The sequence below is a fragment of the Variovorax sp. Varisp53 genome (assembly GCF_059491555.1).
The window spans coordinates 1,626,015-1,645,222 of record NZ_CP168512.1 but is presented as its reverse complement, the minus strand read 5'-3'; the positions used below and the strand labels follow the sequence as shown (position 1 = coordinate 1,645,222).

The 19,208-nt window shown below is 67.6% G+C and carries 20 protein-coding genes; 14 read left to right on the top strand and 6 right to left on the bottom strand.

The window, feature by feature from the left end:
* Nucleotides 1-9: 9 nt before the first annotated feature.
* From ACEOAB_RS07505 to mnhG, 14 genes are all read left to right on the top strand, one after another.
* Complete coding sequence (locus ACEOAB_RS07505) at nt 10-336, top strand: integration host factor subunit beta (RefSeq protein ID WP_056510378.1); 327 nt, start codon at nt 10-12, stop codon at nt 334-336.
* 57 nt (nt 337-393) lie between these two features.
* Nucleotides 394-729, top strand: a complete 336-nt coding sequence (locus ACEOAB_RS07500; protein ID WP_007829364.1) for a LapA family protein — start codon at nt 394-396, stop codon at nt 727-729.
* Entirely contained in the window at nt 719-1,888 is a 1,170-nt protein-coding gene (gene lapB, locus ACEOAB_RS07495; protein ID WP_007829363.1) for a lipopolysaccharide assembly protein LapB, read from the top strand. Before ACEOAB_RS07500 ends, lapB begins: the two co-directional genes overlap by 11 nt.
* Nucleotides 1,889-2,026: 138 nt before the next feature.
* Nucleotides 2,027-2,356: a ComEA family DNA-binding protein gene (locus ACEOAB_RS07490; protein ID WP_495653566.1), complete on the top strand. Its 330-nt coding sequence runs from the start codon at nt 2,027-2,029 to the stop codon at nt 2,354-2,356.
* Nucleotides 2,357-2,500: 144 nt separating this feature from the next.
* Entirely contained in the window at nt 2,501-3,469 is a 969-nt protein-coding gene (locus ACEOAB_RS07485; protein WP_413748036.1) for a TRAP transporter substrate-binding protein, read from the top strand.
* Nucleotides 3,470-3,490: 21 nt separating this feature from the next.
* A complete protein-coding gene (locus tag ACEOAB_RS07480; protein WP_413748035.1) occupies nt 3,491-4,000 on the top strand; it encodes a TRAP transporter small permease in 510 nt (169 codons plus the stop codon).
* Nucleotides 3,993-5,294 carry a TRAP transporter large permease gene (locus tag ACEOAB_RS07475; RefSeq protein ID WP_413748034.1) on the top strand — a complete coding sequence of 434 codons (1,302 nt, stop codon included), beginning with the start codon at nt 3,993-3,995 and terminating at the stop codon, nt 5,292-5,294. The genes ACEOAB_RS07480 and ACEOAB_RS07475 overlap by 8 nt, the downstream gene beginning before the upstream one ends.
* A 31-nt stretch (nt 5,295-5,325) precedes the next feature.
* Nucleotides 5,326-5,706, top strand: a complete 381-nt coding sequence (gene crcB, locus ACEOAB_RS07470) for a fluoride efflux transporter CrcB (RefSeq protein ID WP_056510364.1) — start codon at nt 5,326-5,328, stop codon at nt 5,704-5,706.
* Nucleotides 5,707-5,781: 75 nt separating this feature from the next.
* The gene (locus ACEOAB_RS07465) at nt 5,782-8,721 is read left to right on the top strand and encodes a monovalent cation/H+ antiporter subunit A (RefSeq protein ID WP_495653565.1); all 2,940 of its coding nucleotides are present in this window, start codon (nt 5,782-5,784) and stop codon (nt 8,719-8,721) included.
* The gene (locus ACEOAB_RS07460; RefSeq protein WP_007829346.1) at nt 8,721-9,071 is read left to right on the top strand and encodes a Na+/H+ antiporter subunit C; all 351 of its coding nucleotides are present in this window, start codon (nt 8,721-8,723) and stop codon (nt 9,069-9,071) included. The genes ACEOAB_RS07465 and ACEOAB_RS07460 overlap by 1 nt, the downstream gene beginning before the upstream one ends.
* Before the next feature lie 41 nt (nt 9,072-9,112).
* On the top strand, nt 9,113-10,771 hold the full coding sequence (locus ACEOAB_RS07455) for a monovalent cation/H+ antiporter subunit D (RefSeq protein ID WP_413748746.1): 1,659 nt from the start codon (nt 9,113-9,115) through the stop codon (nt 10,769-10,771).
* Nucleotides 10,768-11,259, top strand: a complete 492-nt coding sequence (locus tag ACEOAB_RS07450; RefSeq protein WP_056587230.1) for a Na+/H+ antiporter subunit E — start codon at nt 10,768-10,770, stop codon at nt 11,257-11,259. Before ACEOAB_RS07455 ends, ACEOAB_RS07450 begins: the two co-directional genes overlap by 4 nt.
* The gene (locus ACEOAB_RS07445; RefSeq protein WP_007829342.1) at nt 11,256-11,534 is read left to right on the top strand and encodes a K+/H+ antiporter subunit F; all 279 of its coding nucleotides are present in this window, start codon (nt 11,256-11,258) and stop codon (nt 11,532-11,534) included. The genes ACEOAB_RS07450 and ACEOAB_RS07445 overlap by 4 nt, the downstream gene beginning before the upstream one ends.
* Complete coding sequence (gene mnhG, locus ACEOAB_RS07440; RefSeq protein WP_413748730.1) at nt 11,531-11,887, top strand: monovalent cation/H(+) antiporter subunit G; 357 nt, start codon at nt 11,531-11,533, stop codon at nt 11,885-11,887. Before ACEOAB_RS07445 ends, mnhG begins: the two co-directional genes overlap by 4 nt.
* 166 nt (nt 11,888-12,053) lie before the next feature.
* On the opposite strand, the gene ACEOAB_RS07435 is transcribed toward mnhG, so the two are convergent.
* From ACEOAB_RS07435 to ACEOAB_RS07410, 6 genes are all read right to left on the bottom strand, one after another.
* Nucleotides 12,054-13,067 carry an XdhC family protein gene (locus ACEOAB_RS07435; RefSeq protein ID WP_056587226.1) on the bottom strand — a complete coding sequence of 338 codons (1,014 nt, stop codon included), beginning with the start codon at nt 13,065-13,067 and terminating at the stop codon, nt 12,054-12,056.
* 16 nt (nt 13,068-13,083) lie between these two features.
* Complete coding sequence (locus ACEOAB_RS07430) at nt 13,084-13,692, bottom strand: SRPBCC family protein (RefSeq protein WP_413748731.1); 609 nt, start codon at nt 13,690-13,692, stop codon at nt 13,084-13,086.
* A gap of 33 nt (nt 13,693-13,725) precedes the next feature.
* Nucleotides 13,726-14,940: a vWA domain-containing protein gene (locus tag ACEOAB_RS07425; RefSeq protein ID WP_413748732.1), complete on the bottom strand. Its 1,215-nt coding sequence runs from the start codon at nt 14,938-14,940 to the stop codon at nt 13,726-13,728.
* Between the two features lie 30 nt (nt 14,941-14,970).
* Nucleotides 14,971-15,873 (bottom strand): AAA family ATPase, encoded by a 903-nt coding sequence (locus tag ACEOAB_RS07420; protein ID WP_007829333.1) that lies wholly within the window; start codon nt 15,871-15,873, stop codon nt 14,971-14,973.
* A 67-nt stretch (nt 15,874-15,940) separates the two neighbouring features.
* Nucleotides 15,941-16,732 (bottom strand): FAD binding domain-containing protein, encoded by a 792-nt coding sequence (locus ACEOAB_RS07415; protein ID WP_056587215.1) that lies wholly within the window; start codon nt 16,730-16,732, stop codon nt 15,941-15,943.
* A gap of 24 nt (nt 16,733-16,756) precedes the next feature.
* Nucleotides 16,757-19,207, bottom strand: a complete 2,451-nt coding sequence (locus ACEOAB_RS07410) for a xanthine dehydrogenase family protein molybdopterin-binding subunit (protein ID WP_413748733.1) — start codon at nt 19,205-19,207, stop codon at nt 16,757-16,759.
* Nucleotide 19,208 lies beyond the last annotated feature (1 nt).

Here is a 19,208-nt window from a genome sequence, read left to right as displayed (position 1 = left end):
GTTCGGCCTATGACCCGCTCAGACCTTGTCGAAGAACTCGCAGCGCGCTTTGCACAGCTCACGCACCGCGATGCCGAATACGCCGTCAAGACCATCCTCGACGCGATGAGCGACGCACTGGTGCGCGGGCACCGCATCGAGATCCGCGGCTTCGGCAGCTTCTCGGTCAATCGGCGTCCGCCGCGCATCGGCCGCAATCCGCGTTCGGGCGAGAGCGTGCAGATTCCCGAGAAACGCGTGCCGCACTTCAAGCCCGGCAAGGCGCTGCGCGAGGCCGTGGATGCACGCACCGCGGAGCTCGACGCCGGCAAGGAAGCCAAGGGCCGCAAGGCCTGACCGGCGGCCCGTCCCGATGGTCGCAAACGTAGAATCGTCCCGCCAACGGGAACGTGCATGAAATACCTCCTGTGGCTGCTCAAGGCAGCCATTTTTTTTACGCTCTTTGCTTTCGCGCTGAACAACCAGCACGACGCAACCGTCTATTTCTTCTTCGGCACCTACTGGCGCGCGCCGTTGGTGCTCGTCGTGCTCGCGGCCTTCGCCGGCGGGCTCGTGGTGGGCGCGCTCGGCATGCTGCCGGGCTGGTGGAAGCATCGCACCGCCGCGGCGCAACTGCCCGCCGCCTCCGAGGCCCAGCCATCCGCGCCGTCGGTCGCCACGAGCACTCCTGCATCGGCGCCATCCATCTCCGCCACCGACCTTCCCGCCGTACGTCAACATGGACTTTGATCCCAGCTGGCTGTTGATCAGCCTGCCCGTCGCCTTCGTGCTGGGCTGGCTCGCATCGCGCTTCGACATCCGCCAGCTCAAGCTCGAGAACAGGCAAGCACCCAAGGCCTACTTCCGTGGCCTCAACTTCCTGCTCAACGAGCAGCAAGACCAGGCCATCGACGCCTTCATCGAGGCGGTGCAGAACGACCCTGACACGCAGGAGCTGCACTTCGCGCTCGGCAATCTCTTTCGCCGCCGCGGCGAGTACCAGCGCGCGGTGCGCGTGCACGAGCACCTGCTGGGCCGAGGCGACCTGAGCCGCAGCGACCGCGAGCGCGCGCAGCACGCTCTGGCACAGGACTTCCTGCGCGCCGGCCTGCTCGACCGCGCCGAAGCCGCGCTGCAGAAGCTCGAAGGCACGCGCTACGAGAACGAGGCGCGGCTGTCTCTGCTGGCCATCTACGAGCGCTCGCGCGAATGGGCGCAGGCCGCCGACGTGGCGCAGAAGCTCGACGAGTCCGACCAGGCCAGCTACAGCACGCGCCGCGCGCATCACCTCTGCGAGCAAGCGACCGAGCGCGTGGCGGCAGGCGACCTGTCCAGCGCGGCGAAGCTGCTCGCGCAGGCCGTCGAGCTTGCGCCGCAAGCACCGCGCCCCGCCATCGACACGGCCAACCTGCAATTGCGCAAAGGCGAAGCGGCCGCGGCCTTCGACACGCTCGTGGCCCTGAGCGACACGGCGCCGCTGGCGCTGCCGCTCTATGCGGCCACACTGCAGCAGGCCGCCGTGGCCGCGCACCGCCAAGGCGAGGCGCTCGCGCTGCTGCAACGCCGCTACGTGGAGTCGCCGTCGATCGACGTGCTCGAAGCACTGATGGCGCTCGGCGGCACCCCGACCGCCACCGCCGAAGAACCCAACCCCACGCCGCGCGACGGCTACATCGCACATCTTGCACAGCAGCCCTCGCTGGTCGCTGCCTCGCGCTGGCTCGCGGGCGAACACTTCGAGCACCAGCAGTTCCATCCGCAGGTGCAGCGCGCGCTCGACCAGGCTACGCGGCCACTCATGCGCTATCGCTGCGCCGCCTGCGGCTTCGAGGCGCACCAATACTTCTGGCACTGCCCCGGCTGCCAGGCCTGGGACAGCTATCCGCCGCGCCGTGTAGAAGAACTCTGATCACATTTTTGAACAATGGTCACGTGGCGGCCGGTGCGGCTTCCACGCGTCAACGCCCTTCTTTTGTGCCTCGTTGAGCCTGAGCCGGCGCTCTTGCCGGCTGTCAGTCATATCAACAAGACAAAGGGAGTTCTCATCATGTTCAAGAAAATCCTGGCCGCCACGGCCATGCTGTTCGCGGTCGTTTCGTTCGCCGCCGTCGACGTCAACAAGGGCACGGCCGCCGATCTCGACGGCGTCAAGGGCGTCGGCCCCTCCATGTCCAAGCGCATTCTCGACGCGCGCAAGGAAGGTGAGTTCAAGGACTGGCCCGACCTCATGCAGCGCGTGAAGGGCGTCAAGGAAAAGAAGGCCGCCAAGCTGTCGGCCGAAGGCCTGACGGTCAATGGCCAGGCCTTCGGTGGGGCGGCACCTGCCGCTCCCAAAGAAGGCAAGACAGGCAAGATAGCCAAAGCCGCCAAACCCTGATTTCCCATCCGTCCTATAGCAAGCAAGCCGCCTGTGGGCGGCTTTTTTCATGCATGCACCAAGGCAGGGAAATGCCTCAGGGATGGTCCGGATTTTGCTCGTATGCTCGTTTTCGTTTTCACTTTCATACGTTCCGGAGAGCTCATGAATCACAAGTTCGGCATCGCCCTCGCTGGCCTGACCCTTGGCGCCGCAGTCTTCGCGCAGACCAAATGGGACCTGCCCACCGCCTACCCGGCGAGCAACTTCCACACCGAGAACATCACCCAGTTCGCGAGCGACGTGGACAAGGGCAGCGGCGGCAAGCTCAAGATCACGGTGCACGCCAACGCCTCGCTGTTCAAGGCACCCGAGATCAAGCGCGCAGTGCAGGGTGGCCAGGCTCAGCTCGGCGAGATCCTCCTCGTGAACTATCAGAACGAGTGGCAGCCGTTCGGCGCCGATGGCATCCCGTTCCTGGCCGACAGCTACGACGCCGCCTGGAAGCTCTACCAGGCACAGAAGCCGGTGCTCGAGAAGAAGCTGGCCGAGCAAGGCATCGTGCTGCTCTACACGGTCGCCTGGCCGCCACAAGGCATCTTCGTGAAGAAGGAAATTGCATCGGCCGCCGACCTGAAGGGAGTGAAGTGGCGCGCCTACAGTCCCGCCACCGCACGCATCGGCGAACTCGTCGGCGCGCAGCCCGTCACGGTCCAACAGGCCGAGCTCTCGCAGGCCATGGCCACGGGCGTGATCGAGTCGTACATGTCCTCGGGGTCGACCGGCTACGACACCAAGACCTACGAATACATCAAGAATTTCTACGACACCCAGGCCTGGCTGCCGAAGAACGCGGTGCTCATGAACAAGAAGGCCTTCGATGCGCTCGACAAGCCCACACAGGACGCGGTGCTCAAGGCGGCGGCGGAGGCCGAGAAGCGCGGATGGGACCTGTCGAAGAAAAAGAACCTCGAATACCTCGACCTGCTCAAGAAGAACGGCATGACGGTGCACGTGCCCTCCGCACAGCTCAAGGCCGACATGAAGAAGGTCGGCGACACCATGCTCAAGGAGTGGACCGAGAAGGCCGGTGCCGAGGGCCAGGCCGTCGTCGACGCCTACAAGAAGATGTGAGGCGGACTCGAACTGCACCCGATGCGCAAGACGCTTGACCTTCTCTACACGAGCGCCGCCGCATTGGCGGCGCTCTTCATGGTCGGCCTGCTGGCGATGGTCCTCCTGTCCATCCTCGGCCGCCAGCTTCACTTCAACATTCCCGGCATCGATGCCTATGCGGGCTACCTGATGGCCGGCGCGGGCTTCCTGGCGCTCGCGCACACGCTCAAGCGCGGGGAGCACATCCGCGTGACGCTGGTGCTGCAGGCCCTGCCGCCCGCGGCGCAGCGCTGGCTCGAGCGCTGGGCGATGGCCGCTGCGGCGCTCCTCGCGCTGCTGTTCGCCTGGTACAGCGTTCGCCTGGCCTGGCAGTCGTTCGACTTCCACGACATCTCCACCGGCAACGACGCCACCCCGCTGTGGATGCCGCAACTGTCGATGGCGCTCGGCGCCATCGTCTTTGCCGTCGCGTCGCTGGACGAACTCGTGATCGAGTGGCGTGGCCGCCCCGCCAAGGCCGTCGAGACGGAGGCCCTTCGCCATGAGTGACATCGCCGTCGCAGGCCTCCTGATCGCCGCGCTGTTCCTCATCCTCGGCAGCGGCGTCTGGATCGGCCTCACGCTCTCGGGCGTGGCATGGATCGCCATGCAGATCTTCTCGTCGCGCTCCGCCGGCGACGCCATGGCCGTGACCATCTGGGGGTCGGCCTCGAGCTGGACGCTCACCGCGCTGCCGCTGTTCGTGTGGATGGGCGAGATCCTGTTTCGCACCCGGCTCTCGCAGGACATGTTCAAGGGTCTCGCGCCCTGGATGCAAAGCCTGCCGGGCCGGCTGCTGCATACCAACGTGGTGGGGTGCGCCGTGTTCGCCGCGGTCTCCGGGTCGAGCGCGGCCACCTGCGCCACCATCGGCAAGATGAGCCTGCCGGAGCTAAAGCGCCGCGGCTACCCCGACGACATGGTCATCGGCACGCTGGCCGGCGCGGGCACGCTCGGCCTCTTGATTCCGCCGTCGATCATCATGATCGTCTACGGGGTGAGCGCGGATGTGTCGATCGCTCGGCTGTTCATCGCGGGCGTCATCCCGGGCATCATGCTTGCACTGCTGTTCTCGGGCTACATCGTGTTCTGGGCGCTGCGCCATCCCGACCGCGTCCCGCCGGCCGACGCGAAGCTTCCTTTCATGGAAAAGCTCAAGGCCTCGATGTCGCTGATCCCGGTGGCCCTGCTCATCCTGTCGGTGCTCGGCTCCATCTATGCGGGCATCGCCACCGCGACCGAAGCTGCGGCGGTGGGCGTGGTCGGCGCGATGATCATCTCGGGCGCGCAGGGCTCGCTCACCTGGCAAAGCTTCAGGGACGCGCTGCTGGGAGCCACGCGGCTGTACTGCATGATGGCGCTGATCCTCGCGGGCGCGGCCTTCCTCACGCTGGCCATGGGCTACATCGGCCTGCCGCGGCACCTGGCCGAATGGATCGGCTCACTGGGCCTGTCGAAGTTCCAGCTCATCCTGGCGCTCGCTGCCTTCTACGTCGTGCTGGGCTGCTTCCTCGACGGTATCTCGATGGTGGTGCTGACCATGGGCGTGATCATGCCGACCGTTACGGCGGCCGGCATCGATCCGGTCTGGTTCGGCATCTTCGTCGTGCTGGTGGTCGAGATGGCGCAGATCACGCCACCCGTGGGCTTCAACCTGTTCGTGCTGCAAGGCATGACCGGCAAGGACCTGCTCTACATCGCGCGCGTCACCTTGCCGATGTTCTTCCTGATGGTCGCGGCCGTGCTGATCATCTACTTCGTGCCGCAGCTGGTGACCTGGCTGCCCCAACAGATGGCGCCCTGATACCGCGGGGCGACGCGCCGACAATAGACGCATGCTTCTTCTCCCGATTCTTGCCATCTGCATCGGCGCCTCGATCGGCGCCCTGGCCCGCTGGGGCCTCGCCCTCTGGTTGGGCATGGGCGGCCTCATGCCCTGGGGCACGCTGGCTGCCAACCTGATCGGCGGCTACCTCATCGGCGTGGCCGTTGCCACCTTCCAGCTGCTGCCAGACCTGGATCCGGTCTGGCGGCTCGCGCTGATCACCGGCTTCCTCGGCGGCCTCACCACCTTCTCGAGCTTCTCCGTCGAGGTCACCACCATGCTGCTCGAAGGCCGGCTGGGCGTGGCCATGGTGACGGCCTCGGCCCATCTGGGCGGCTCGCTCTTCTTCACCTGGCTCGGCATCCGCACCGTGCGGATCTTCTCGGCTTGAACGGGCAAAAAGCGCCTTATGTCTTGCGGTTATAGATAGGGCTTCCCAAAGGGTCGATCGATAGAATCGGCCCCAATGCCCCTGGTCTTTCTCGTCGCACTCCCCTTCATTGCCAGCGTGCTGGCCGCGTTGATGCCATCGAACGCGCGCAACAGGGAGTCGACGCTCGCGGGGCTGGTCGCACTGGGCTGTGCGATACAGACCGCATGGTTCTTTCCGCGGGTCGCACACGGCAATGTGCTGCGGCAAGAGATCGAATGGCTCCCGGCCCTCGGCCTCAACCTCGTGTTCCGCATGGACGGCTTCGCCTGGCTGTTCTGCATGCTGGTGCTGGGCATCGGCGCGCTGGTGGTGCTCTATGCGCGCTACTACATGTCGGCCTCCGACCCGGTGCCGCGCTTCTTCTCGTTCTTCCTCGCGTTCATGGGCGCGATGATGGGCGTGGTGCTCTCGGGCAACCTGATCCAGATGGTGCTGTTCTGGGAACTCACCAGCCTCTTCTCCTTCTTGCTCATCGGCTACTGGCACCACCGCCGCGATGCGCGGCGCGGCGCGCGCATGGCGCTCACCGTCACCGGCGCGGGCGGGCTGTGCCTGCTGGCTGGCGTGCTGGTGCTGGGCCGCATCGTCGGAAGCTACGAGCTCGACGTGGTGCTGGCCTCGGGCGACCTCATCCGCGCGCACGCGCTCTACCCGGCCGTACTGGTGCTGGTGCTGCTCGGCGCCTTTACCAAGAGCGCGCAGTTCCCGTTCCACTTCTGGCTGCCGCGCGCCATGGCCGCGCCCACGCCGGTGTCGGCCTACCTGCACTCGGCCACCATGGTGAAGCTCGGCGTGTTCCTGATGGCACGGCTGTGGCCCGTGCTCTCGGGCACCGAGCAGTGGTTCTGGATGGTGGGCGGCGCGGGCGCGGTCACGCTGCTGCTCGGCGGCTTCATTGCCATGTTCCAGCGCGACCTGAAGGCACTGCTGGCCTACTCGACCATCTCGCATCTCGGGCTCATCACGCTGCTGCTGGGCCTGAACAGCCCGTTGGCGGCAGTGGCGGCGGTGTTCCACGTGATGAACCACGCGACCTTCAAGGCATCGCTGTTCATGGCGGCCGGCATCATCGACCACGAGAGCGGCACGCGCGACATCCGCAAGCTCAGCGGCCTGCTGCGGCTGATGCCGATCACCGGCACGCTGGCCATCATCGCCAGCGCCTCGATGGCCGGCGTGCCGCTGCTCAACGGATTCCTGTCGAAGGAGATGTTCTTCGCCGAGACGGTGTTCATCCAGTCCACGCCATGGATCGACTGGAGCCTGCCGATCATCGCCACCGTCGCGGGCGTCTTCACCGTGGCCTACTCCGCCCGCTTCGTGTTCGACGTGTTCTTCGGTCCGCCCTGCGGCCCCGACGTGCCCAGGCAGCCGCATGAGCCGCCGCACTGGATGCGCGTGCCGGTCGAATTGCTGGTGCTGCTGTGCCTGGTCGTGGGCGTGGCGCCGGCCTGGTCCATCGGCCCGCTGCTGGCGGCGGCCGCGACGCCCGTGGTGGGCGGCACGTTGCCCGAGTACAGCCTGGCCGTATGGCACGGCTTCAACCTGCCGCTCGCGATGAGCTTCGTGGCGCTGGCGGGCGGCGCCGCGCTCTACCTGCTGCAGCGCAGCCGGCGCGCGGACGGCGGTCTCGCACACACGCCACTGCTGCACCGCTTCGACGGCCAGGCCATCTTCGAGCACCTGCTCGCGCTGCTGAGCGAGGCGGGTCGGCGCAGCCGCCGCCTGCTCGGCACGCGCCGCATGCAGTGGCAGTTGCTGCTGCTGGTCGTGGTGGCCGTCGCGGGCGCCGCGGCCTCGCTGTGGGCCACGCCCGCCGCGCCCGGCACGCGCGAGCTGCTGCCCTTCTCGCCGATGTTCGCCATGACCTGGATCATCGGCGGCACCTGCGCGCTGGCCGCCGCGTGGCAGGCCAAGTTCCACCGGCTCGCGGCGCTGATGCTGGCCTCGGGCGCCGGGCTGGTCTCGTGCGTGACCTACATCTGGTTCTCCGCGCCCGACCTCGCGCTGACGCAACTGGTGGTCGAGGCCGTGACCACCGTGCTGATCCTGCTGGGACTGCGCTGGCTGCCGATGCGCAGCAAGGACGCCGTGCAGCCCGCGCGCGCACGGCTGCGGCCCTGGGGCCGGCGCGGGCGCGACCTGCTGGTGGCCACTGTTTCCGGCGGCGGCATGGCGATGCTGGCCTGGGCCATGATGACGCGCGAGTTCCCGCAGAGCATCTCGCCCTTCTTCCTCGAACGCGCGCTCACCGAAGGCGGCGGCACCAACGTGGTCAACGTGATGCTGGTCGACTTCCGGGGCTTCGACACCTTCGGCGAGATCACGGTGCTCGGCGTGGTGGCGCTCACCGTGTATGCCCTGCTGCGGCGCTTCCGCCCCGCGATCGAGTCGATGGCCCTGCCGATACAGCAGCGCCTGCAGGTCGACGACGGCAGCAGCGACCTGCTGAACCCGCGCCGCGCCAAGGACACCGCCGTCGGCTACCTGATGGTGCCGGCCGTGCTGGTGCGGCTGCTGCTGCCGCTGGCGGTGCTGGTGTCGGTCTACTTCTTCATGCGCGGCCACAACGCGCCGGGCGGCGGCTTCGTCGCGGGGCTGGTGATGTCGGTGGCGCTGGTGCTGCAGTTCATCGTCTCGGGTACCGAATGGGTCGAAGAGCATCTGCGCATCTATCCGCGCCGCTGGATCGCCATCGGCCTGCTGTTCGCGCTCGCCACCGGCAGCGGGGCGGTGTTCTTCGGCTACCCCTTTCTGACCACGCACACCGCGCACGTTCACCTGCCGCTGCTGGGCGAGGTGCATGTGCCCAGCGCCCTCTTCTTCGACATCGGCGTGTTCGCGCTGGTGCTCGGCGCCACCATGCTGATCCTCACCGGGCTGGCCCACCAGTCGATACGCAGCCACCGCTGGGCCGACGAGCAGGCAGAGAGAGAGGCCGAAGCCAAGGCCGCCGCAGAGGGAGCTCGCTGATGGAAATCGTGCTCGCACTGGCCATCGGCGTGCTCACCGGCTCGGGCGTGTACATGCTGCTGCGCCCACGCACCTTCCAGGTCATCATGGGCCTGACGCTGATCTCGTACGCGGTCAATCTCTTCATCTTCAGCATGGGCCGGCTCAAGGTCGACAGCGAGCCGGTGCTCGTCCAGGGCTTCACCGCCACGCTGGCCAACACGGCCGACCCGATGCCGCAGGCCCTGGTGCTGACGGCCATCGTGATCGGCTTTGCGATGACGGCGCTGTTCCTCGTGGTGATGCTCGCCTCGCGCGGCCTCACCGGCACCGACCATGTGGACGGTGAAGAGCGGCAGGAGGCAGAGTGAAGGAATTCTTCCACCTGCTCGACCAGTTTCTCGAGTTCAGCATGCCGCACCTGGTGGCGGTGCCGATCCTCGTGCCCATGCTCACGGCTGCGCTCATGCTGCTGCTGGGCGAGCGCCGACGGCGCACCAAGTCGGCATTGAGCGTGATCTCGGGCCTCGTCGGCCTGCTCGCCGCACTCGCACTGCTGCGCTGGGTCAACGCGGCCGACACCGGCGGCGGCCCCGGCTCCATCGGCGTCTACCTGCCGGGCAACTGGCGCGCGCCCTTCGGCATCGTGCTGGTGGCCGACCGGCTCTCGACCATGATGGTCGCGCTCACCGGCGTCATCGCCTTTGCCGCTTCGATCTACTCGACCTCGCGCTGGGACCGCGCTGGCGTGCATTTCCATCCGCTGCTGCAGCTGCAGCTCATGGGCCTGAACGGCGCCTTCCTCACGGGCGACCTGTTCAACCTGTTCGTCTTCTTCGAGGTCATGCTCGCGGCTTCGTACGGCCTGCTGCTGCATGGTTCGGGCCGGCTGCGCGTGCAGGCGGGACTGCAGTACGTCGCGATCAACCTCGCGGCCTCGTCGCTGTTCCTGATCGGCGCGGCCATCCTCTACGGCGTGACCGGCACGCTCAACATGGCCGACCTCGGCGTGCGCATCGCCGAACTCGCGCCGGGCGACCGCGGGCTGGTGCATGCGGCGGCGGCCATCCTCGCGACCGCCTTCTTCGCCAAGGCCGGCGCGTGGCCGCTCAACTTCTGGCTGGTGCCGGCCTACAGCGCGGCGGTGTCGCCCGTGGGCGCGGTGTTCGCGCTGCTGACCAAGCTCGGCATCTACACGATCCTGCGGCTGTGGACCGTGCTCTTCGCGCCCGACACCGGTGACTCGGCGGCCTTCGGGCAGGCCGCGCTGGTGGGCACCGGGCTGGCCACGCTGTTCGTCGGCGCCCTCGGCATCGTCGGCACCCAGCGGCTATCGAACCTCGCGGGCTTCAGCGTGCTGGTGTCGGCCGGCACCTTGCTCGCGGCGCTCGGACTTGGACGGCCGGCCGTGTGGGCGGGCGCGCTGTACTACCTGCTGAGTTCCACGCTCGCGGTCAGCGCCTTCTTCCTGCTGACCGACATGATCGAGCGCTGGCGCAACGCCGGCATGAGCGTCGCGCCGCATGAAGCGGCCGGCAACGCCCCCTTCCTCGCCGAAGACCTGCGCACGCTCGACAACGTGAACCTCGACGACGAAGCACAGGCGCTCTACGGCCGCGCGATTCCCGCCGGCGTGGCCTTCCTCGGCCTGAGCTTCGTGGGCTGCACGCTGCTGCTCGCGGGCCTGCCGCCACTGTCGGGCTTCATCGGCAAGTTCGCGATGCTCTCGGGCTTGCTCGGCGCAAAGGCGCTCGGCACCGCCAGCTGGATCTTCCTCGCGCTGCTGATCGTCTCCGGTTTTCTCTCGTTGATCGCCCTGAGCCGCACCGGCATCCGCCATTTCTGGACGCAGCTCCACCCCACCATGCCTTCGCTGCCCGCGCTCGAAGTGCTGCCAGTGGCCGGACTTCTCGCGGCCTGCGTGGCGCTGACCGTGTGGGCCGAGCCCGTGATGCAGCACGCCAGGGCCACGGCGGAAGGCCTGAAGACCCCCACGGCGTACCGCAACGCGGTGCTGGGCGCCAGGCAGATACCGAACCCGGTGAAGAAGAAGGAAGGCACGGCCCCATGAAGCGCCTTCTGCCTTCCCCGCCGCTGTCGTTCGCGCTGTTCGTCGTCTGGCTGCTGCTCAACCAATCGCTCGACGCGGCCACGCTGCTGGCAGCCCTGATCCTCGCCATCGCCGTACCGTTGCTCACCGAGGGCCTGCGCCCGGCGGCGGTGCGCATGCGCCGGCCTGGCGTCGCGCTGCGGCTGTCCTTCGTCGTGACCTTCGACATGCTGAAGTCGGCGTACGACGTGGCCCGCCTGCTGCTCACGCGACGCACCTCGCGCATCGGCTCGAAGTTCGTGCAGATTCCGCTCGACATGCGCGACCCCAACGGGCTCGCGGTGCTGGCGATGATCATGTGCCTCACGCCCGGCACGGCCTGGGGCGAAGTGTCGTTCGACCGCAGCACGCTGCTGATCCACGTGTTCGACCTCGACGACGATGCCGCCTTCATCGCGTTGATCAAGCAGCGCTACGAACGCCCCCTGATGGAGATCTTCGAGTCATGACACCCATCCTCTTCTGGGCCCTGAAATTCGCGCTCTTCCTGCTGGCCGTGGCCATGCTGTGCGCGCTCTCCCGGCTGCTGATCGGCCCGAGCGCCCAGGACCGCGTGATGGCGCTCGACTGCCTCTACATCAACGGCATGCTGATGATGCTGGTGCTCGGCATCGTCTACGCGAGCAACGTCTACTTCGAGGCGGCGATGCTGATCGCGCTGTTCGGCTTCGTGGGTTCCACGGCGATGGCCAAGTTCCTGCTGCGCGGGGAGGTGATCGAATGACGGACTTCATCGTAGGCCCGCTGCCGCTGTGGGCCGAGATCGTCACTGCCGTGTTCGCCGTGCTGGGTGCGGCTTTCGCAGCCATCGGCTCGTTCGGCCTGATCCGGCTGCCCACCTTCTTCCGTCGCATCCATGCGCCCACATTGGGCGCGACGGTAGGCGTGTGGTGCATGACCGTGGCCACCATCGTGTACTTCTCGGTGCAGGGCTTCAGCCTGTTCCTGCACGCGGTGCTGATCGTGCTGTTCATCGCACTCACGGCGCCGATCACCACCATCTTCCTGATGCGCGCGGCGCTGTTCCGCGAGCGGCAGAAGGGTGCCGATGTGCCGCCTGAGGCGAAGTCGGGATGACGTGCCGTCGATCGGCTGTACACCAGCAGCGCGTCCAGTGCACAGGGCACCGGGTGCTCCCCGCAGCGAAATAAAGGAGGAGGCCGAAGGCCGGGGGACATTCGCGGAGGGGAGTACCCGGTGCCCTGAGCACGCACCCCGAATCCCCCAAAAGACATCAGCCAGGCTACAACTGCTGCATCTCCTTGGCCCGAGCCACTTCGACCTCACGCGGCAGAGTCACCGCATTCTTCACTGCAAGAATTTCCGCCATCACGCTCACCGCAATCTCCGGCGGTGTCTTGCTGCCGATGTAGATGCCGATGGGCCCGCGCAGCCGCGCGAGCGACTCCTCGGTCTGGTCGAAGTGCTCGATCATGCGGTCGCGCCGTGCGTCGGCATTGCGGCGCGAGCCGATGGCGCCGACGTAGAAGGCCTCGCTCTGCAGCGCCTCGAGCAACGCCAGGTCGTCGAGCTTCGGGTCGTGCGTGAGCGCGACCACGCAGCTGCGGCGGTCGGGCTTGAAGGCCAGCACCGCGTCGTCCGGCATCTCGGTCGTGATGTGCACGCCAGACAGCGACCACGCCGTTCGGTATTCGGCGCGCGGATCGCACAGCGTCACCGCGAAGCCGCTGAACTTGGCCATCGTGGCGAGGTACTCGGCGAGCTGGCCGGCACCGATCAGCAGCATGCGGTATTCGGGGCCGAAGGTGTTGGTGAGTTCGGCGTCGTTCACCGTGAGCTCGTCGGGCGCCGTCGCTTCGGCGAGCCGCACCGCGCCCGTGGCGAGCGTCACCGTGCGCTGCATGAGCTTGCCCTGCTCCAGCTGCGCGACCAGCAGGTCGAGTGACCCGGCGTCGGGCGCGTATTCGAGCAGCAGCTCCAGCGTGCCGCCGCAAGGCAGCCCGAAGCGATGCGCCTCGTCGGCGGTGATGCCGTACTTCACGAGCGCGGGCGGCGCGCCCAGCGGCACATCCTCGCCCTTGCCGTGGGCGTGGCTGTAGCGCGCGATCAAGTCGTCCTCGATGCAGCCGCCGGAGACCGATCCCACCACAGCACCGTCTTCGGCCAGGGCCATGATCGAACCCACCGGCCGGGGCGACGAGCCCCAGGTGCGCACGACGGTTGTCAGCAGCGCGCGTTTGCCGGCACGCCGCCAGTCACGCAGCGTGCGCAGCACCATGACGTCGAGATTTTCCATAGCGCGGTTCGCCCCCTCAGCCGGCGTCGCCGGTCGCGGCGGTGTCGTCTTTCTTGCCGAGGCCGATCTTCTTCATGAGGCCGGACATCATGCCGGCCTTCTCGGCCGGCGCCTCGGCGCTGGCGGCCTCCTCGGCCGGTGCAGGCGGGGGGCCATAGCGGCTCTGCATCTCGGCCTCGAAGCGCTTGAAGAAATCGTCTGCGGTCGACTTGGCAGCGCCGTCGATCAGGCGCTGGCCCAGTTGGGCAATCTTGCCGCCGACCTGTGCCTGCACGGTGTAGTCGAGCTCGCAGCCGGCAACCGGCGGCGTCGCGGCCTCCGCTTCGGCCACCGGCTTGAGCGTGACGCTCGACGAGCCCTTGGCAAAGCCCGCCACACCGCCCTGCCCCTCGAAGGTGAGCTTGTAGCCATCGGGCGCGACGATGTCCGACAGCACCACCTTGCCGTTGAACTTGGCCGAGACCGGACCGATCTTGAGCGCGAGCGCAACGCTGTACTGGTTGTCGCCCGTGAGCTCGAACTTGTCGCAGCCGGGGATGCATTTCTTCAGCGTCTCGGGATCGTTGAGCGCGTCCCATGCCTGTTGTTGGGTGATGCCGAGGCGGCGGTTTCCGAGCATTTCCATGGTGGGTTTCCTTTTGCTTCTTCCTGGGCAACGCTAACGGCCGGACCGCATCAAGGCGGCCAGGCTCGCGGCGAGCTGTTCGAGTGCGCTGAGATTGTGAACCGCCAGCATCGCATCTGCTTGCCGGTGCAGCACGCCGGCCCCACGCGCCAGAGGGGCGTAGCCCTCGAAGCGCAGCAAGGGGTTGAGCCACAGCAGGCGGCGCGAATGGCGCTTGAGCCACAGCACCTCCTGCTCCAGCAGCGATGGCTCGCCGGTGTCGAGCCCGTCGCTGATCACCAGCACCAGCGTGCGGCGCCCGGTCAGGCGGCGGGCGTGGGCGCGGCGCAGTTCGGTCAGGGAGCTGCCGAGCCGGGTGCCGCCTGCGAAGTCGTCGATGGCGAGGCTGGCCGCATCGAGCATGGCATCGGTGTCGGCGAGCCGGAAGGCGGGGGTCAGGTCGGTCAGGCGGGTACCGAAGGCGAACACGTCGCGGCGCCCCGCCCGGCGCGTCGCCGCATGAAGGAACGCCAGAAGCAGCCGTGCATAGCGCTCCATCGAGCCCGACACATCGACCAGCACCAGCAGCGGCAGGGGCTGCTGGCGCCGCGCAAGCCTGGGCAGCCGCAGGATCTCGCCACCGGTGCGCGCCGCCTCGTGCAGCACGCCCGGCCAATGCATGCGCGCATGCTGCTGGCCCGCATCGCCGGCCACGCGCAGGCGGCGTGACGGCAGTTCGGGAATCGGCAACCGGATGTCGCGCGCCAGCCGTTCGACGAGGCGGTATTCGGACGCGCCGAGCGCGTTGAAGTCCGCATGCTGCAGGCGCTGGCGATCGCTCGACGTCATGGCGGCGTCGAACTCGATCTCGCGGTCGGGCTTTGCCGGCTCGGCTGGCCTGGCAGGGCTGCGCGGTGCGGTAAGCGCTTCGCGCACGCGCGGCCGGCGCTTCGAGGGCTCGGCCTTACCTTCGGCACTCGGCAGCATCTGCGCGAGCAGCTTGTTGGCCAGTTCCGGGTCGCGGAACCAGGCGTCGAAGAGTTCGCGGAACACCATGCGGTCCTGCTCGCGGCTCACCATCACGGCTTCCATCGCGGCGCCCAGGTCGAGCCTGTCGTCCACGCCCACCAGCGTGGCCGCCTCGGCCGCCAGCGCGATGCGCATGGCATCGGTACGCACGCCGGCACGGCGCAGGGCACGGCCAAAGGCGGCGATGTTGCCGGCGAGCTTTCCGCCGCGGACATCGCCGAGTTGCTGGATGCCGGCCATGCGAAATCGCTGTCTGGAACGGGGACGCGCTCAGCGCGCGACCGGCTCCTCGGGTTTGAGCAGGTCCGAAGCCAGCTCCCGCGTGAGCGCCGCCACGTCGTCGCGCTGCTTGAACAGGATGCCGGCGGTGTCCACCACCACTTCGGGATCGAGCTCGACGGTGTCGAGCGCGATCAGCGCCCTCGCCCACTCGACGCTCTCCGCAATGCCGGGCGCACGCTGGAAAGCGTTGACGAAGGGCGCATCGCGCAGCCGTGCAACGAAGGCCGCCACCTGCGCCGACAGCTTCTCGCCGGCCTGCGGCACCTGCGCGCGCACGATGGCCAGCTCGCGCTCGCGCTCCGGGTAGTCGAGCCAGTGATACAGGCAGCGGCGCTTGACCGCGTCGTTGAGCTCGCGCGTGCGGTTGCTCGTGAGGATGGTCACGGGCGGCACCACGGCGCGCACCGTGCCCAGTTCGGGAATGCTCACCTGGTACTCGCCGAGGTATTCGAGCAGAAAGGCCTCGAAGGGCTCATCGGCGCGATCCACCTCGTCGATCAGCAGCACGGCGCCGGGCAGCGGCGTCTGCAGCGCCTGCAGCAGCGGGCGGCGGATCAGGTAGTGCGGCTGGTAGACCTCAGCCTCCACGTCGCGCGCCGCGCCGGTGGCCTCGGCGGCGCGCATGTGCAGCAGCTGGGCGGCGTAGTTCCATTCGTAGAGCGCCTCGCGCTGCTCCAGGCCGTCGTAGCACTGCAGGCGCAGCAGCTCGCGGCTCAGCGCAGTCGACAACGCCTTCGCCAGCTCGGTCTTGCCGACGCCGGGCTCTCCTTCGAGCAGCAGCGGGCGCTGCAACTTGAGCGCTAGGAAAACGGCCGTGGCCAGCCGGCGGTCGGCAAAGTAGCCGGCCTGCATCAAACCTTCGGAGAGGGAATCGATGGTGGGGAAGATCATGGCGAAGCGTAGCGGAAGACGCGAGGCTGTCGCGTCTTCCGTTGGGGGAACAACAACCCCGGCTTCTTCAGCCCAGGGCCTTGGTGACTGCGCGCTGCGTCAGCACGCTGATCAGGTTCGCGCGATACGCGGCCGAGGCGTGCAGGTCGCTGTTGAGATCGCTCGCGTCGATCTTCACGGCTGCGGCAGCGGCCGCCGTGAAGCTCTTGTTGAGCGCGTCCTCGAGCCCTGCATGGCGGAACACGCCGTTGCCCGCGCCGGTGATCGCCACGCGCACGCCGCTGTCGTATTGCGCGAGGAACACGCCGACCAGCGGGAAGTTCGACGCCTTCTGGCGCAGCTTTTCGTAGACCGCGCGCTTGGGAATGGGAAAGCGGATCGCGGTGATCAGTTCGTCTTCTTCAAGTGCCGTGGTGAACAGGCCCTGGAAGAAATCGTCCGCTGCGATCTCACGCTTCGAGGTGATGACCGTCGCGCCGGAGCCCAGCACCGCGCTGGGATAGCAGGCTGCGGGGTCGTTGTTGGCCACGGAGCCGCCGATGGTGCCCATCGCGCGCACTTGCCGGTCGCCGATGCGCGCGGCCAGGTCGGCCAGCGCCGGGAAGGCGGCCTTCACGTCGGCGTTGTTCGCCACATCGAGATGGCGCGACATGGCTCCGATGGTGATGGCGTTGCCGTTTTTCGCGATGCCGGTGAGTTCCTTGATGCCGCTCAGGTCCACCAGCTGATCGGGGGCCGAGAGCCGCAGCTTCATCGAAGCCAGCAGAGTCTGGCCGCCCGCCAGCGGCTTGGCGCCTGCGGCAACGAGTTTGGCCGCATCGGCCACGGAAGTGGGCCGTTCGAGTGTGAAGGCGTACATGGTGTGTGGTTCCTTCTTTGTTGTTCAGGGGGCCGGACGGCCTTGGGTGCTTGCAGCAAGCGAAGGCTCCTGCGGCATCGCGTCTTTCGCGGCGCTGCCGCTGCCCTTCTGCATCGCTTCCCAGACGCGGCTGGGCGAGGCGGGCATGTCGAAGTCCTTGACGCCCAGCGGCGCCAGCGCGTCGAGCACGGCATTGATCACGGCCGGCGGCGAGCCGATGGCTCCCGCCTCGCCGCAGCCCTTGGTGCCCAGCGGGTTGTGCGTGCACGGCGTGCACACGGTGTCGAGCTTGAACTGCGGGAAGTCGCCGGCGCGCGGCATGGCGTAGTCCATGAAGCTGCCGGTGAGCAGCTGGCCGGTTTCGTTGTCGTAGACGCAGTTCTCGAGCAGCGCCTGGCCGATGCCCTGCACCAGCCCGCCGTGCACCTGGCCCTCGACGATCATCGGGTTGATGATGGTGCCGAAGTCGTCCACCGCGGTGAAGCGGTCGACCTTGACCTCGCCGGTCTGCTTGTCGACCTCGACCTCGCAGATATAGGTACCGCCCGGGAAGGTGAAGTTGGTCGGATCGTAGAAGGCGGTTTCGTTCAGGCCCGGCTCCAGCTTGTCGAGCGGGTAGTTGTGCGGCACGTAGGCCGTGAGCGCCACCTGGCCGAACGGGATCTTCTTGTCTGTGCCCTTGACCGTGAACTCGCCGTTGGCGAACTCGATGTCGGCGTCGCTTGCCTCCATCAGGTGCGCGGCGATCTTCTTGGCCTTGGTCTCGATCTTGTCGAGCGCCTTCATGATGGCCGCCCCGCCCACCGAGATGGAGCGCGAGCCGTAGGTGCCCATGCCGAAGGGCACGCGGCCGGTGTCGCCGTGCACCACGTCGACGTTCTCGACCGGAATGCCCAGCCGCGCCGCCACGACTTGCGCGAAGGTGGTCTCATGCCCCTGGCCGTGGCTGTGCGAGCCGGTGAACACCGTCACGCTGCCGGTCGGGTGCACGCGGATCTCGCCGCATTCGAACAGGCCGGCCCGCGCACCGAGCGCGCCCGCGATGTTCGACGGCGCGATGCCGCAGGCCTCGATGTAGCTCGAATACCCGATGCCGCGCAGCTTGCCCTTGGCCTCGGTCGCCGCCTTGCGCGCGGCGAAGCCGTCGACCTCGGCCAGCACGCGGGCCTTGTCCATGCAGGCGTGGAAGTCGCCCGTGTCGTACTGCAGCGCGACCGGTGTCTGATAGGGAAAGGCGGTGATGAAGTTGCGCTTGCGGATCTCGTCCTGGCCCAGGTTCATTTCCCAGGCGCAGCGCGACACGAGGCGTTCCAGCAGGTAGGTGGCCTCGGGCCGCCCCGCGCCGCGGTACGCGTCGACCGGCGCGGTGTTGGTGAACCAGGCATCCACCTCGACGTAGATCTGCGGCGTCGTGTACTGCCCTGCCAGCAGCGTGGCGTAGAGGATGGTCGGCACCGCGGTCGAGAAGGTCGACAGGTAGGCGCCGAGGTTGGCGTCGGTGTGCACGCGCAGCGCGAGGAACTTGCCTTGGCTGTCCATCGCCATCTCGGCGTGGCTCACGTGGTCGCGGCCGTGCGCGTCCGACAGAAAGCATTCAGAACGGTCGGCCGTCCACTTGATGTTGCGGTTGAGTTGCTTGGCGGCCCAGGTCAGGCACACGTCTTCGGCGTACAGGAAGATCTTGGAGCCGAAGCCGCCGCCCACGTCGGGCGCGATCACGCGCACCTTGTGCTCGGGCAGGCCGAGCACGAAGGCCGTCATCAGCAGGCGCTCGACGTGCGGGTTCTGGTTGGAGACGTAGAGGGTGTAGTCGTCGGTGCCGCGGCTGTAGCTGCCGATGGCCACGCGCGGCTCGATCGGGTTGGGCACCAGCCGGTTGTTGACCAGGTCGAGCTTGGTGACGTGCGCGGCATTGGCAAACACCGCATCGACCGCCGCCTTGTCGCCCAGTGCCCACTTGTAGCACTGGTTGTCGGGCGCCTCGTCGTGCAGCGTGACGCCGCTCGCCTTCTTCGCCGCATCGGCCACGCTCACGAGCGCGGGCAGCACCTCGTAGTCGACCACCACCGCCTCGGCGGCATTCCGGGCCTGCTCGACCGTCTCGGCCACCACCATCGCGACGTGGTCGCCGACGTAGCGCACCTTCTTGATCGCGAGGATCGGGTGCATCGGCTCCTTCATGGGGGTGCCGTCGGGGTTGTTGATGAGCCAGCCGCAGGGCAGCCCGCCCATCTTTCCTTCGATGTCCTTGCCGCTGAAGATGCCGACCACGCCGGGCATCTTCAGCGCCTCGGCAATGTCGATCGACTTGATGGCGGCATGGGCATGCGGCGAGCGCACGAAGACCGCATGGCTCTGGTTGGCCAGCGTGATGTCGTCCGTGTAGTTGCCGGCGCCGGTCAGGAAGCGATAGTCTTCCTTGCGCCGCAGGGCCTCGCCGATGTGCGGCAGATTCGAGAAGTCGGAAGCACCCATG